At 40.9% G+C, this 15,556-nt stretch carries 12 protein-coding genes, 1 other RNA gene and 1 other annotated feature; of the genes, 11 read left to right on the top strand and 2 right to left on the bottom strand.

From position 1 onward, the window contains the following. Nucleotides 1-58: 58 nt before the first annotated feature. The 8 genes from recJ to ssrS all read left to right on the top strand — a co-directional run bounded on the left by recJ (nt 59) and on the right by ssrS (nt 10,010). The gene (gene recJ / locus BLR93_RS15985) at nt 59-2,410 is read left to right on the top strand and encodes a single-stranded-DNA-specific exonuclease RecJ (protein ID WP_093216759.1); all 2,352 of its coding nucleotides are present in this window, start codon (nt 59-61) and stop codon (nt 2,408-2,410) included. Further along, the gene (locus tag BLR93_RS15990; RefSeq protein ID WP_093216762.1) at nt 2,400-2,912 is read left to right on the top strand and encodes an adenine phosphoribosyltransferase; all 513 of its coding nucleotides are present in this window, start codon (nt 2,400-2,402) and stop codon (nt 2,910-2,912) included. Before recJ ends, BLR93_RS15990 begins: the two co-directional genes overlap by 11 nt. Nucleotides 2,913-3,171: 259 nt before the next feature. Next, on the top strand, nt 3,172-5,376 hold the full coding sequence (locus BLR93_RS15995) for a RelA/SpoT family protein (RefSeq protein ID WP_093216765.1): 2,205 nt from the start codon (nt 3,172-3,174) through the stop codon (nt 5,374-5,376). 15 nt (nt 5,377-5,391) lie between these two features. Further along, nucleotides 5,392-5,838 (top strand): D-aminoacyl-tRNA deacylase, encoded by a 447-nt coding sequence (gene dtd, locus BLR93_RS16000; RefSeq protein WP_093216767.1) that lies wholly within the window; start codon nt 5,392-5,394, stop codon nt 5,836-5,838. A 260-nt stretch (nt 5,839-6,098) separates the two neighbouring features. Continuing rightward, nucleotides 6,099-6,275 carry a hypothetical protein gene (locus BLR93_RS18155; RefSeq protein ID WP_175559398.1) on the top strand — a complete coding sequence of 59 codons (177 nt, stop codon included), beginning with the start codon at nt 6,099-6,101 and terminating at the stop codon, nt 6,273-6,275. A 49-nt stretch (nt 6,276-6,324) separates the two neighbouring features. Continuing rightward, nucleotides 6,325-6,547 (top strand) — a binding site (T-box leader). 87 nt (nt 6,548-6,634) lie between these two features. Further along, nucleotides 6,635-7,915, top strand: coding sequence for a histidine--tRNA ligase (hisS, locus tag BLR93_RS16005; RefSeq protein ID WP_093216771.1), 1,281 nt, complete (start codon nt 6,635-6,637; stop codon nt 7,913-7,915). Nucleotide 7,916: 1 nt separating this feature from the next. After that, nucleotides 7,917-9,692, top strand: a complete 1,776-nt coding sequence (aspS, locus tag BLR93_RS16010) for an aspartate--tRNA ligase (protein ID WP_093216773.1) — start codon at nt 7,917-7,919, stop codon at nt 9,690-9,692. 125 nt (nt 9,693-9,817) lie between these two features. Further along, nucleotides 9,818-10,010: non-coding RNA, 6S RNA (gene ssrS / locus BLR93_RS16015), on the top strand. A gap of 189 nt (nt 10,011-10,199) precedes the next feature. Here the strand turns inward: ssrS and BLR93_RS16020 are convergent. Together BLR93_RS16020 and BLR93_RS16025 are read right to left on the bottom strand one after the other, a co-directional pair. Next, entirely contained in the window at nt 10,200-10,880 is a 681-nt protein-coding gene (locus tag BLR93_RS16020; RefSeq protein ID WP_093216776.1) for an RsfA family transcriptional regulator, read from the bottom strand. A gap of 163 nt (nt 10,881-11,043) precedes the next feature. Beyond that, nucleotides 11,044-12,312: a replication-associated recombination protein A gene (locus BLR93_RS16025; protein ID WP_093217162.1), complete on the bottom strand. Its 1,269-nt coding sequence runs from the start codon at nt 12,310-12,312 to the stop codon at nt 11,044-11,046. A gap of 365 nt (nt 12,313-12,677) precedes the next feature. Between BLR93_RS16025 and cymR the strand changes: the two genes are divergently transcribed. From cymR to mnmA, 3 genes are read left to right on the top strand one after another with little or no spacing between them, the layout of a single operon-like run. Next, nucleotides 12,678-13,097 carry a cysteine metabolism transcriptional regulator CymR gene (cymR, locus tag BLR93_RS16030; RefSeq protein WP_093216778.1) on the top strand — a complete coding sequence of 140 codons (420 nt, stop codon included), beginning with the start codon at nt 12,678-12,680 and terminating at the stop codon, nt 13,095-13,097. Nucleotides 13,098-13,114: 17 nt separating this feature from the next. Further along, complete coding sequence (locus BLR93_RS16035; RefSeq protein ID WP_093217165.1) at nt 13,115-14,260, top strand: cysteine desulfurase family protein; 1,146 nt, start codon at nt 13,115-13,117, stop codon at nt 14,258-14,260. Nucleotides 14,261-14,306: 46 nt separating this feature from the next. After that, nucleotides 14,307-15,419: a tRNA 2-thiouridine(34) synthase MnmA gene (gene mnmA / locus BLR93_RS16040; RefSeq protein WP_093216781.1), complete on the top strand. Its 1,113-nt coding sequence runs from the start codon at nt 14,307-14,309 to the stop codon at nt 15,417-15,419. Nucleotides 15,420-15,556 lie beyond the last annotated feature (137 nt).

Consider the following 15,556-nt stretch of genomic DNA (forward strand, 5'->3'; position numbering starts at 1 on the left):
GAATCTGTTTGCGACCCCTGATCCACTCTAGTATAATAAGTGGGTCAGGGGTGAGTTTATGTTACGAAGCCAAGCAAATTGGAAATTTACATATAATGAATTGGACGGCGACACCCGGTTTAACCAGGATCTCGATTTGTCTCCGCTAACCGGTCGGTTGTTATTTCAGCGCGGGATTTTTACGAAAGACCAGGCTGATAAATTTTTAAATCCCAGCCTGGAAGACCTGCATGCGCCGGCCTTATTGCATGATATTGAAAAGGCTTCTCAAAAAGTCAGACAAGCAATCGATAACGGTGAGAAAATTCTTGTGTATGGCGACTATGATGCTGACGGGGTTAGTTCTACTGCCGTTATGCTGGAAGCCTTAAGAGAATTAGGTGCTGATTGCTCATATTATATTCCTAATCGATTTACAGAAGGATACGGGCCAAACGAACAAGCCTTTCGGGAGGCTAAAGATAACGGGTTTCAATTAATCATTACGGTGGATAACGGGATAGCTGCTGTCCATGAAGCAGCTATCGCCAAAGAACTCGGGCTGGATCTAATTATCACAGACCACCACGAAGTCCAGGAACAGCTTCCCGATGCTTTAGCTATCGTCCATCCGAAATGTTCTACAGAATACCCATTCCAGGAATTGGCAGGAGTAGGGGTCGCTTTTAAATTTGCCCAATACTTACTCGGCTATTTACCTGAGCATCTGCTAGATTTAGTGGTAATCGGCACAATTGCTGACTTGGTACCTTTAATTGATGAAAACAGGGTTCTTGCTTCCTATGGATTGAAGTCGATATCGCAAACAAAACGTCCAGGAATTAAAGCGCTAAAGGCTGCTTGTAATATCGAGGGATCAATTACAGAAGATGATATTGGATTTTTGATTGGCCCGCGAATAAACGCAGTCGGCAGGCTGCAAGATGCCAATATGGCGGTCGACTTGCTGCTCACAGAAAATCCGGAAGAGGCGGAGGATTTAGCATCATTTGTCCAGCAGCTTAATCAGGAAAGACAAAAAATCGTGGCAGATATTGCAAAAGAAGCCGAGGCGCTAGTGGAAGCTGGCGATACAGGAGAGAATGTCATTGTGGCTGCTAAAGAAGGATGGAATGAGGGCGTACTTGGAATCGTTGCTTCCAAACTTGTTAGAAAATATGACCGTCCTGCCATTGTTCTATCGATAAATACAGCAAAGCAGCAGGCAAAGGGTTCGGCAAGGAGTATCGAGGCTTTCGATTTATTTAAAAACTGTATGGAGATCAGGGATACATTTACCCATTTTGGCGGCCATGCCCAGGCGGCAGGCATGACACTGCCTATAGAAAATGTGGAAGTATTGCGGGAACGATTGAACCGAATTGCAGGAGAACGATTGTCTCCAGAAGATTACAAACAAGTGCTTACCATTGATTCAACGATAGTTATCGACGAATTAAGTTTAGATATAATTAAGGAAATTGGCAGCCTGGCTCCGTTTGGTATGGGAAATCCGAAGCCGCTATTTCATTTGAATTCTGAGCCGGCAGAAATTCGCCAAATAGGCAGTCAGAAAAATCACTTGAAATTTGTTTTTCAACATAAACAAAAGCAACTGGATGGGGTAGCATTCGGTTTGGGAGACCTTTACGCTAAAATCGCTTCACGGTCGGCGCTTGAAGTTGTCGGTGAATTGCAAATTAATGAGTGGAATGGAAAGCAAAAACTGCAGATAATGATTAAGGATATGGCTGTTAACACGTGGCAGCTATTCGATTACCGAGGTTCCCGGCATTTAGGCAAACAGATTCCGGCGGAACTGTTCCACGAAAGCTTGGCCATCAGCTTTCAAAAGGCTGATGCACAGCAGCAGCGCCTGCCTGCAGAAATTTCTCCTGTCCTTTTTCAAAAGGGAGAAGTGGAACAGTGGAGGCAGGAAGGTTTTGACAGTATTATTTTATTGGATCTTCCTGATAAAATAGAAGAATTGGAATATCTTATTCATCACTTGCAGCCTAGAAACATTTTTGCTTGTTTCTATGAAAGCAGCGGGCAATACATGGAAGTAATTCCATCGCGGGAAGATTTCAAATGGTTCTACGCCATGGTTTTAAAACGTAAATATTTTAAAATGGATAATGAAATAGAAAAATTAGCTGCCTATAAAGGATGGAAAACGGAAAAAATAAAGTTTATCAGCCAAGTGTTTTTTGAGCTTGACTTTGTTAAAATAGAGGATGGTGTCTTGACGCCGCATTCTAATCCATCCAAAAAAGATTTAACTGAAGCATATACTTATCAAAAGAAACAGAATAGGCTCAAAATAGAAAAGTTATTATATTATTCTTCGTATAATGAGTTAAAAGCCTGGTTTAATCAACATATGGTGCAGAGTGGATCACCTAAGGAGGAAGTTAGTTATGGATTATAAAAAATATATTACCGTTGTAGAAGATTGGCCGAAAGAAGGCGTGAAATTTAAGGATATTACGACCCTGATGGACAATGGCACAGCTTATAAATCAGCCGTAGATGAAATTGTAGAATATTCCCGCACCCGCGATATAGACCTTGTGGTTGGTCCTGAGGCAAGAGGGTTTATCGTCGGCTGCCCTGTTTCTTATGCTTTGGAAGTCGGGTTTGCCCCGGTTAGGAAAGAGGGAAAGCTGCCAAGAGAAGTAATTAAAGTTGATTACGGCTTAGAGTATGGCAAGAATGTCCTTACCATCCACAAAGACGCGATTAAACCAGGCCAGCGCGTACTGATAACCGATGACCTCTTAGCAACAGGGGGTACGATCGAGGCGACCATTAAATTAGTAGAGGAGCTTGGCGGAATAGTAGTCGGCTGTGCTTTTCTTATTGAATTGACATACTTACACGGCCGTGAAAAACTAGAAGCATATGATGTATTATCTTTGATGTCATACTGATATTTTTAAGGAGTGCTCTTTTGAGTGCTCCTTGTTTTACAGCCTTTGCCACTTACATGTTAAAGTAGATATAATTGCTAATTGAATTTTTTTCTTTACTTTTGGTAAGCTTTTTTTAATACTAGAAGAAAGCATCATCATCTTATGGTGATTTTTTTAATAGAAATTTTCGCAGTTTTTGTCGGGTTACAAGAGGTAGATAAATAAATAAACTGTTCACGACCAGTGTTCAGTAGTAAAAAGAAACTAAGGTGATTAAATGTCGAAAGATAAGATTTTGACAGCAGAAGATGTAATAAAGGAAGCTGGCGAGTATCTTTCCGAAGAAGATACTGCCTTTATCAGACGTGCATACAAATTTGCCGAAGAAGCTCATGAGGGCCAGTACCGCAGATCCGGCGAGGCTTATATTATCCACCCGATTCAAGTAGCCGGCATTTTAGTGCATCTGGAATTGGATCCTGAGACGATCGCCAGTGGATTTTTACATGATGTTGTTGAGGATACAGATGTGACAGTGGACCAACTGCAGGAAGCATTCAACAGCGAGGTTGCAATGCTTGTTGATGGTGTCTCCAAACTCGGGAAAATCAAGTATAAATCAAAAGAGGAGCAACAGGCGGAAAATCACCGGAAGATGTTTGTGGCAATGGCCAAGGATATCCGGGTAATTCTAATTAAACTAGCTGATAGATTGCACAATATGCGCACGCTTAAGCATTTACCTCCGGAAAAACAGCGGAGAATCTCTAATGAAACATTGGAAATCTTTTCGCCGCTAGCCCATCGCTTAGGGATATCTACCATAAAGTGGGAATTAGAGGACACAGCGTTAAGGTATTTGAATCCTCAGCAATATTATAGAATTGTGCATTTAATGAAACAAAAACGTGAAGAACGTGAAAATTATATTGAGGAAGTTATGCAGGAAGTCCAAAACCAATTGGACGAAGTCAATATAAACGCTGACTTTTCAGGGCGGCCAAAGCACTTATACAGTATCTATAAAAAGATGGCTATGCAAAATAAGCAATTCAATGAAATTTATGACTTATTAGCTGTGCGGATAATTGTAGATAGTATTAAGGATTGCTATGCCGTTTTGGGCATCATTCACACGTGCTGGAAGCCAATGCCCGGGAGATTCAAGGATTATATAGCTATGCCTAAGCCCAATTTGTATCAATCGCTGCATACAACAGTCATTGGACCAAAAGGTGCCCCGTTGGAAGTGCAAATCCGGACAAAAGAAATGCACGAAATCGCAGAATTTGGAATAGCTGCCCATTGGGCCTATAAAGAGGGGAAACGTCTCGATAATAATACAAAAGATTCAGAAGCAAAGTTAACCTGGTTCCGGGAAATACTTGAATGGCAAAATGAAACACATGACGCAGAAGAATTCATGGAATCATTGAAGGTTGACTTGTTTTCCGACATGGTTTACGTGTTTACTCCAAAAGGGGATGTTATTGAGCTCCCTTCAGGGTCAGTTCCGCTTGATTTCGCCTATAAAATCCATACGGAAGTAGGAAACCAAACGATTGGCGCCCGCGTCAACGGAAAAATGGAGCCATTGGATTACCATTTAAGTACTGGGGATATTGTAGAAGTAATGACTTCAAAGCATTCCTACGGACCATCCCAGGATTGGCTAAGTATTACCCAAACATCACAGGCGAAAAATAAGATAAAGCAATTTTTCAAAAAACAGCGCCGTGATGAAAATGTAGTAAAAGGAAAAGAACTGGTCGAGAAAGAAGTGAAGGCAGCTGGCTTCGAACCCAAAGAAATTCTTACAGCAGAAAATATCAAGAAGATTGCTGAAAAATTTAATTTCAGCAACGAAGAAGATATGTATGCTGCCGTTGGATATCAAGGAATCACTGCTGCTCAAATAGCTACAAGGCTGACAGAAAAGCATAAAAAGCAAAGCCTGAAAAACCAGGATCTTCAGGAAACTTTAGAAGGTGTCGCGAAAACGGAAGTAAAATCACCGAATACGCGCAAAAGAGACTCGGGTGTAAGGGTGGCTGGCGTCGACAACTTGCTTGTACGTTTATCAAAGTGCTGCAATCCAGTGCCTGGTGATGATATTGTTGGATATATTACCAAGGGGCGTGGAGTTTCCGTTCATCGCTCGGATTGCCCTAATATACAAACAGAAGAAGCAAGAGACCGGATTTTGGAAGTGCAATGGGAAAATAATGATGCTCAAACCAAGCAGTACCATGTGGATTTAGAAATCTCAGGTTTCGACCGCCGCGGGTTATTGAACGAAGTCCTGCAAGCAGTTAATGAAACGAAGACAAATATTATCGGAGTTAACGGTAAATCGGATCGTAACAAAATGGCCTTGATCCATATTACTATCCTGATTCATAATATCAGCCACTTACGTAAAATTGTAGAAAGACTAAAACAAATAAAAGATGTTTATACCGTGACGAGAATGCTGCAATAAGGAGTGCGTAAAGAAGTGAGAGCTGTCATCCAAAGGACCAAAGGTGCCAGAGTAACTGTCAACAACCAGGTTACAGGCCAGATCAATGAAGGAATAGTTGTATTGCTTGGAGTGACACATGAGGATACAATAGAAGATGCCAAGTATTTGGCGAACAAAATTGTGCATCTACGTATATTCGAAGACGAGCAGCAAAAGATGAATTTATCGTTAAAAGATGCAGGCGGGGGCATCCTGTCGATATCCCAGTTCACTTTATATGGAGATACAAGGAAAGGGCGTAGGCCTAATTTTATGGCCGCAGCCAAACCGGAGCCTGCCAACTATTTGTATAATGAGTTTAACAGGCTTATTTCAGAGGAAGGCATTCATGTCGAGACCGGTGAATTTGGCGAAAACATGGAAGTGAAGCTTACGAATAATGGACCAGTGACATTGATAATTGATAGCATTGACCGTTGAATTAATAAAAGGTTGTTCATTTGAAATGAGATAGAAAATGGACAAGCCTTTTTGTTATTTTGTTAACAAGCGGCCTAAGGCAACTTCGAATTGCTCTACGAAAAAACCTCTATTGCTCAACGCTTTGTTTATTCATCTGTTTGGGAATAAGCAGTTAAAAAATGGACATAACTAATTTTAACTTAAGCAGAATTATAAACTTTTTGTTTCTACGCTTACTACATTGCCTATAGAAACAATAAGAGGAGGAGCAGCAGCCAATGAGGTATAACCAGAAACAAGCTGATATGCAGTCTGTATCAAAGAGTATTTTTGGGGCCAATTATCATAAGTTCATGGAGATTGAAGGGCAGTTAAACCGCATGGAAATTGCTGAAGAACTCGGTATCTCTTTAATGGATGTAAAAAAATTAAAAGAAAAACTAAACCGTGCTTGACAACTTAAACGGCAAAGATTATGATTATAAACAATTCTAAATACGAATCGAATAACCATTGATGGAAAAAGTAAGCAGAACTACACATGGACAGAGAGGAAATGCCGGCGGTTGAGAGCATTTTCACATGATGATCTGCTGAAAGACGTTCCGGAGGTTTTGTATTGAAGCGAGTAAATACAAACGTCTTGCAGGCGTTAACTGTGTAAGTGGAAGTCATGATATATGCACTTCAACTAGGGTGGCAACGCGGGTAAACTCCCGTCCCTTATTTAAGGGACGGGAGTTTATTTTTTTTCGTTAAAACATTATCCCCGTTGCCTGCCTGTATAAAAATTTATAAAACAGGGGGTTATCAAATGAATATGAAAGCACCTAGGGGTACACAGGATCTGCTGCCGGGAACCATCGAAAACTGGCAGTACATTGAAAAATCTTTGACCGATTTATGCCGGCGTTATAATTATAAAGAAGTTCGTACACCTATTTTTGAACATACGGAACTTTTCCAGCGTGGTGTTGGTGATAGTACCGACATTGTCCAAAAAGAAATGTACACTTTTGAAGATAGGGGAGGCAGAAGTTTAACATTGAGGCCGGAAGGTACTGCTTCGGTTGTCCGGGCATTTGTGGAAAACAAACTATTCGGACTTCCTAATCAACCAACAAAGCTTTTTTACTTCGGTCCGATGTTTCGCTATGAACGTCCCCAGCAAGGAAGGATGCGGCAGTTTGTACAATTTGGCATTGAAGCATTAGGGAGTGCTGACCCAGCAGTCGATGCGGAAGTGCTTGCCTTGGCAATGAATGCATATCAGGAATTAGGTCTCCGTTCACTTAAACTGGTAATTAATAGTTTGGGGGATGCGGAAAGCCGTACAAGCCATCGCGAAGCTCTTGTCCAGCACTTCTCTCCATATAAAGAAGACTTATGTGCCGATTGCCAGCTTCGTTTAGAACAAAACCCACTAAGAATTCTCGATTGTAAAAAGGACCGTGATCATCCAGCTATGGAGTCGGCTCCTTCCATTTTGGATCATTTGAATGAATCTTCGAAGCAATACTTCGAGGAAGTGAAGAGCCACCTTGATAATATGGGGATAGATTATCAAGTTGACAAGAATCTCGTGCGCGGGTTGGATTATTATAATCATACAGCTTTTGAAATTATGAGTGAAGCAGAAGGATTTGGGGCAATTACAACCCTTTCGGGCGGCGGTCGCTACAATGGACTAGTAGAAGAGCTGGGAGGGCCAGAGTCTCCGGGAATTGGATTTGCAATGAGTTTGGAGAGATTACTGATGGCTTTACAAGCAGAGAATATTCAGCTGCCTGTAGACGAAGGGCTGGATTGTTATTTTGTTTCTCTTGGAGATAAAGCTAATAAAGAGGCTGTTCGTTTGACTTATCAGTTAAGGAAAGCAGGCATCCAAGTTGATAAAGACTATCAGGGTAAAAAATTCAAAGCCCAGTTTAAAACTGCCGACCGGATTCGAGCTAAATATGTTGTCGTTTTAGGCGAAGAGGAATTGGAAAATAATATTGCCAAAGTGAGAGATATGGCAACCGGCAATCAAGTTGATGTTTCATTGCTCCAATTGGTTGCCCACTTGCAAAAAGAGCTGGAAGGAGAAAAATAAAATGAAGCAAATTAGACAGATGGCCGGGAAATTGCGAAGAGAAGATATACAAAGCCATGTGAAATTAAAAGGCTGGGTTCAAAAAAGGCGTGATTTGGGTGGATTAATATTTATTGACTTAAGGGATAGGTCCGGTATTGTCCAAGTCGTATTTAACCCAAAGACATCTGAGAAAGCACTAGAAATTGCTGAAAAAGTAAGAAGCGAATTTGTTGTAGAAATAGACGGAGAAGTAGTGGAAAGAGATGGATCGACTGTAAATCCTAAAATGGAAACCGGCGAAATTGAAATTTTGGCAACCAGGCTGGCGATCCTGAATAAATCAAAAACTCCTCCCTTTCAAATTGAAGGCGAAACAGACGTAGCTGAAGACTTGCGTCTTAAATATCGCTACATTGATCTTAGAAGAGAACCAATGCAAAACACCTTCAAACTGCGTCATCAGACTACACAAGTCATTCGAAATTTTTTAAACGAAGAAGAGTACTTGGAAATGGAAACACCGATGCTTACCAAAAGCACACCAGAGGGGGCAAGGGATTATTTAGTTCCAAGCAGAGTGCATCCTGGCGAATTCTACGCTCTGCCTCAATCCCCGCAGTTGTTCAAGCAATTACTTATGGTTTCAGGTTTTGAGAAATACTTTCAGTTTGCAAGATGTTTCCGTGACGAGGATTTACGCGCAGACCGGCAGCCTGAATTCACTCAAATAGACATAGAGACTTCTTTCATGACAAGTGAAGAAATAATGGCTATGACAGAAAGAATGATGAAAAAGGTCATGGAGCAAGTAAAGGGAATTGATATTGAAACTCCATTTGTAAGAATGGGATATGATGAAGCGATGGAACGGTATGGATCGGATAAGCCTGATACGAGATTTTCCATGGAACTGGTCAATGTATCTGAGGCTGTCAAAGCATCTGGCTTTAAAGTATTCAGCAGTGCCGTCGAGTCTGGCGGCAAGGTAAGTGCCCTTAATGTAAAAGGGAAAGCATCTGAATACTCGCGGAAAGATATTGACCAGCTCACAGAATTCGTCAAGATTTATGGGGCCAAAGGATTGGCATGGCTTAAAGTAGAGTCAGGCGAGTTAAAAGGCCCAATAGCTAAGTTCTTGTCAGACGAGGAAGCAGGGAACTTACAAAGCTTGCTTGCAGCACAAGATGAAGATTTATTATTGTTCGTTGCTGACAAAACATCAGTAGTACATGAAAGTTTAGGAGCACTTCGCTTAAAACTTGGCAAGGAATTAAAATTGATTGATGAAACGCAGTTTAATTTCCTTTGGGTAACTGAATGGCCGTTATTGGAGTATGATGAGGAATTAGGCCGCTATTTCGCAGCCCATCATCCATTTACCATGCCTGTACAGGAAGATATGGAAAAGCTTGAGACTAACCCTGGTGAAGTGAAGGCAGAAGCGTATGATTTAGTACTTAATGGCTATGAGCTTGGCGGTGGATCCCTTCGTATTTATCAAAGGGAAATGCAAAACAAGATGTTCGAGGTTTTAGGGTTTTCTGCAGAAGAAGCAGAAGAGCAATTCGGCTTTTTGTTAGATGCACTTGAAAATGGCGCACCTCCACATGGCGGGATTGCTTTAGGATTTGACCGGTTTATTATGCTGCTGGCAGGCAGGACTAACTTAAGGGACACCATTTTATTCCCGAAAACAGCTTCTGCTTCCGATTTGCTAACGGAAGCGCCAGGAAGCGTCAGCAAGACACAGTTAGATGAGTTAAACTTGACAGTTAAAGATAACAAAAAAGATTGAAGCATGTAGCTGAAATGTAATATTTGTTACCTAATAGTCATGGGGTTCTTTCTTGAAAGCCAACACAATGTGTGCTATTATTTGGATATAATCTTAAGTGACTTAAAAGAGTCATTCTCTTGAAATCAATCCTGATGTGTTCGTCTCGTTAATTACGTTTTGACCGAACATTTTTATGAACGGGAGCCTGAAGTTTCTATGCAGCGTGCAAGCCTCATTGGATTACCTAATGAGAGGAAGCATAAAACATAGAACAGGGCACCCACCTGCCGAGAGCGGGTTCAAAACTAACATAGGGACGGCACGATCGGGATTGAATCAATACATAATAAAAAAACCTTAAGACCAGTAATAATTGGTTCTTAAGGTTTTTTTCGTAAATAGGAAGCTTGTTGTAGAGTGATAGGGATTGCTCTATGTTGCACCCGTTAGCATTTGTAGGATAAAAGGGGCAGTCACTAATTACTTCTATTCCCTTTTATAATAGATAGAAAGCACGGGTGAAAGTTATCTTGCTACATGCTCCAGATTTCCATTCTTGTCCATCTTGAAAGCGGAGGCTGATAGATTTTCCTGCTCTTCAAACACCACCATTTTCCGTGCTCTATCCATAATTTGAATTAAAACCTGATAGTCTTCCTGGATAGTTTGCAATTGTTCTTGTGAGTCTGCCAGTTTTTTATTAAGCTTATTATTTTCTTCTTTAAGATTCTCGTTTTCTGATTCCAAAAGCGCTAGCTCCTGCTTTGAGTTATCAGAAGCCAGATAACCTTGTTTTAAAGATTCTAAGTATCCAATTACAGTATCCAGATTGAGACTCGATGACTCTTCCTCTTTAACTTCTTGAACAGGTACGACAAATTGAGCTGCTGATGGAGGGGAATTAAATTCTTCCTGCCTCTTAGGGACAAAGGGTTTCGCTGTTTCTTGGTTTGTCCTTTGTTGATTTGCCAGAGCTCGTTTCTTTTCCTTGCGCTGCCTTTTAGCAATATCTACTGCCTGATCATATTTCTTCCGGACTTCTGCATTCCAGCGAAAACCGCATGCTGCTGAGGTCCTGTTAAGTTTATCTCCCACCTCTTCAAAGGCGTTCAATTGCGTACTGCCTTCTCTGATATGCCTTAATACTGTTTCAGCTAATAACAGATCATCTTCATGTGACCATGCATCTTGTCTAACTTTAACCAAAGTATCCAACTCCTTAGGTAATTTCATAGAATTAGTTTGTGATTTTTATATCTATCTTTACCTTAACTAGAGTTTTTATACTTATGGATTGACAAATTATAGGTGTTTCAATATCTTTTTACGCCAACTTGTGATCCGTGCAAGAGGTGGAAGCTATGGTTATTTATTTTTTCCCTTTTTTAAAATCCTTTAATTTTTTATAAATTTCAGCCATCCGCTTTTCTTCGCCAGCTTCGACTGGATGATAATATTGCCTGTCTTTTAAATTGTGTGGTAAATAATCCTGATTTACCCAGCCGCCGAAGGAGCCTATAGGATAATTATGTGGATATTTATATCCCTCATGCCCCAAATCCTTTGCTCCTTTGTAATGAGTATCGCGTAAATGCAAGGGTACATCGCCGACCTTGCCTTTTCTGATATCATTAATAGCATCATCAAGTGCTTTATAAGCGGAATTCGATTTAGTAGATAAGCACATATCGACCACGGCTACTGATAAAGGAATCCTTGCCTCTGGCATGCCAAGGCGTTCACTTGCTTCAACTGCCGCTAACACATGACCACCGATAGACCTATTCGATAATCCAATGTCTTCATAAGCTATGACTAACAGTCTACGATTGACTGCAGTTAAATCACCTGATTCAAGTAAATGAGCCAAGTAATAGAGCGCTGCATTTACATCACTTCCTCTAATGCTCTTTTGAAGACTTGATAACAAATTATAAAAGTTAGATCCTTTTTTATCGCCATACACTCCAGCTTTATCAATGAATTCTTCCACTGTACTTTCCTGAAGAACGATTTCTTCGTCCTGGCTCCCTGAAGCAAATACAACTGCTTCCAGGACATTCAGTGCTTTACGGGCATCGCCGTTTGTTCCTTCTGCAATCCGTTCGACCGCTTGTTCGCTGGCACTGGCGTTGATCGACAGACTCCCAAGCCCCCTGTCTTCATCTTCTAGTGCATGATAAAGAAGTGTTTTAATATCTTCGCTTTCTAATCTTGTCAATTGCTTGATCTGTCCACATCTGCTTCTAATCGCCGGATTGACATCGTGATAAGGATTCTCTGTAGTAGCGCCAATTAAAATAATCAACCCTTTTTCCACATGAGGAAGCAAATAATCCTGCTGTGCCTTGTTAAAGCGATGGATTTCATCCAAAAACAAAATGGTGCTCCCTTCCATCTTTGCTTTTTCGATTACAATTTCGACATCTTTCTTGCCAGATGTTGTTGCATTCATAGAAGTAAACGGAAGGTTGACAGTACCGGCAATAGCATGTGCAATGGCGGTTTTACCTATGCCAGGTTCTCCATATAACAGCAATGAAGGTACATAGCCATTGGTCAGCATTTGGTACAGTTTCGTCTTTTTTCCGATGATTTCATCCTGGCCGATTATGTCATCAATCGTCTTTGGCCGCATCCGGTAGGCTAATGGCTCTTTGTTTCGCAACGGAATTCCCCCTGAAATATATAATAGATAAAGCAATCAAATCGATCAATTACAGAGTATTTTTGCTTGACGTGCTTTATATTTATCTATAAAATAACTATTTTTAAGCGTAATGATAACCACAATAAAATGCAAGGAACATGCTAATCATGCTATAATAGCCTTTAATTATAGGAAAGTTCTACTATTTTTTAAACTGTCATAAATTTTATAATAATATCGAGAGTAAGGCAGAAAATATAGGAAGTTTATCAGTAATCTATTTCACTTAATAGTAGGAATAATTTCCATTTCAAAAAAGATAACAAGATGTATTTATTGAAGAGGTGAGAGGAATGAAAATCTCAACCAAAGGCCGGTATGGCTTAACGATAATGATTGAGTTGGCTAAAAATTACGGAAATGGACCAGTCTCGCTGAAAACAATTGCCAGAGATAACAATTTATCAGAGCACTACTTGGAACAATTAGTAGCTCCGCTAAGGAATGCTTGTTTAGTAAAAAGTGTTCGCGGCGCCTATGGGGGCTATATACTAGCCAAGCAGCCTGCTGAAATCACTTCAGGTGATATTATCCGGGTGTTAGAGGGGCCCATCACTCCGGTAGAAGGGATCGAAGAAGAGGAACCGGCAAAACAAGCATTGTGGATGCGCGTTCGGGATGCTGTCAAAAATGTCTTGGATACGACTACGTTAGATGATTTGAGAAAACACGGGGATGATGACAGCCAGGAAGCTTATATGTTCTATATTTAAGGGAAGTGAGGATGGAGATGGAACCTATATATTTAGATCACGCGGCTACAACTCCTATACATCCTGAAGTCACTGCAGCTATGATTCCAGCTTTGGAAGAAGTATTTGGAAACCCATCCAGTGTCCATCATTTTGGACGAAAGGCCCGGCAAATGATTGATGGAGCCAGACGTGTGATAGCGGATAGTATCGGAGCTAATGAAAAAGAGATAGTTTTTACTAGTGGGGGCACGGAGGCTGATAATATAGCCCTTGTTGGTACGGCGAAAGCTAATATGAACCACGGCAAGCATGTTATTACCACTCAAATTGAGCATCATGCTACACTTCATGCAGCAGAGCATTTAGAAAAGCAGGGATTCGAAGTCACATACCTGCCAGTCGGCCATGATGGAAAAATAGATGTTGAAGAATTAAAGGCAGCTCTGAGAGAAGATACGACAGTCGTATCAGTGATGGCTGTAAATAATGAAACGGGAATTATCCAGCCAATTGAACGGATTGGAGAACTCCTTAAAGATCATCAAGCATATTTCCATACGGATGCGGTTCAGGCTTATGGGTTGTTGGAGATAGATGTGAATAAATGGAAGGTTGACTTACTGACAGCGTCTTCCCATAAAATTAACGGACCAAAAGGTGCGGGATTTCTTTATATGAAAGAGGGATTATCCGCAGAAGCACTCCAATATGGCGGCCAGCAAGAAAGAAAGCGAAGGCCTGGAACAGAGAATGTTGCCGGCATTAAAGGCTTTCAGCGGGCAGTAGAATTGGCAGTAGAACATAAGGCCGAAAGGCAACAGACCTATCAGGAGTACAAACAAGCATTTTTGAATAAATTAAAGCAGAATGGTGTCTCATCTACCTTAAACGGATCAGAAGCAGACTCTGTACCTGCTATTGCGAATATAAGCTTTCCAGGAACGAATGTGGAAGCACTTCTGACAAACTTTGACCTATCCGGTGTAGCCGCATCCAGCGGCAGTGCCTGTACGGCAGGATCAGTGGAGCCATCTCATGTGTTATCAGCTATGTATGGATCCAAGGACAACCGCACAATCAATTCGATCCGGTTCAGCTTCGGGCTTGCTAATACGATGGAAAATGTGGAAGAAGCCGCAGAGAGAGTTGCTTCGATTGTAAACAGGTTAGCTAAGAAATAAATACAAGGCATGCTTATAGCTTTTATAAAATAAGGTGGTGACAGCAATGAATGACAATAAAAATACCCGTGTCGTCGTAGGTATGAGTGGAGGGGTTGACTCCTCTGTGGCAGCACTGCTGCTAAAGCAGCAAGGTTATGATGTTGTCGGGATTTTTATGAAAAACTGGGATGATACCGATGAAAATGGAGTTTGCACAGCAACTGAGGATTTTGATGATGTAGTACGGGTTTGTAACCAGTTGGAAATACCATACTATGCCGTGAACTTTGAAAAACAATATTGGGATAAAGTGTTCACTTACTTTTTAGAAGAATATAAAGCGGGTAGAACACCGAACCCGGATGTTATGTGTAATAAAGAAATAAAGTTCAAGGCATTTCTTGACCATGCCTTGTCTTTAGGAGCAGATTATTTAGCTACCGGGCACTATGCCCAAGTCACTAAGGAAGGTGACGAGTATCAAATGCTGCGCGGTAATGATGATAATAAGGATCAAACTTATTTCTTGAATCAGCTGTCCCAGTCTGTTTTATCAAAGGTAATGTTCCCGCTGGGACATTTACCAAAAAAAGAAGTAAGGAAAATTGCAGCTGAAAATAATTTAGCCACTGCAAACAAAAAGGACAGTACCGGTATTTGCTTTATAGGAGAACGCAACTTCAAAGAATTTTTGAGCGAATATCTTCCTGCTCAACCCGGAAAAATGACGACATTGGATGGGGTGGAAAAAGGCAGGCATGAAGGGTTAATGTATTATACTATCGGCCAAAGGCAAGGATTGGGTATTGGCGGTTCAGGGGATCCATGGTTTGTCGTCGGTAAAAATTTAGAAGAAAACATTCTTTATGTAGAACAAGGCTTCCATAATGAATATTTATATTCCGACGGGTTAATTGCCAGTGATCTAAACTGGATAAACGAAAAAGAGTTGGATAAACCGCTTGAGTGTACGGCCAAATTCCGTTATCGTCAACAAGACAGTAAAGTCACGGTAACCCCGCTTGAAGATGGGAAAGTCCAAGTAACATTCCATGAACCACAACGGGCAATAACCCCTGGACAAGCTGTGGTCTTTTATGATGGTGACATATGTTTAGGTGGAGGAACCATCGATGAAATAATCAAAGATGAAAAATATTTGGATTATGTTGGCTAAGCTGCCTGTATTAATGCAAAACCCTTGCCGCTTCTGGCAAGGGTTTTGCTGTGAAATCAACGGCTTCACTTAATGAGCAATTTTTGCCCTCAAACACTTGGCGACAACCAACCTTTTCATTAAACTAGAAATATATG

It is taken from the genome of Sediminibacillus albus (assembly GCF_900101125.1).
In the GTDB taxonomy this organism is placed as follows: Bacteria; Bacillota; Bacilli; order Bacillales; family Amphibacillaceae; genus Sediminibacillus; species Sediminibacillus albus.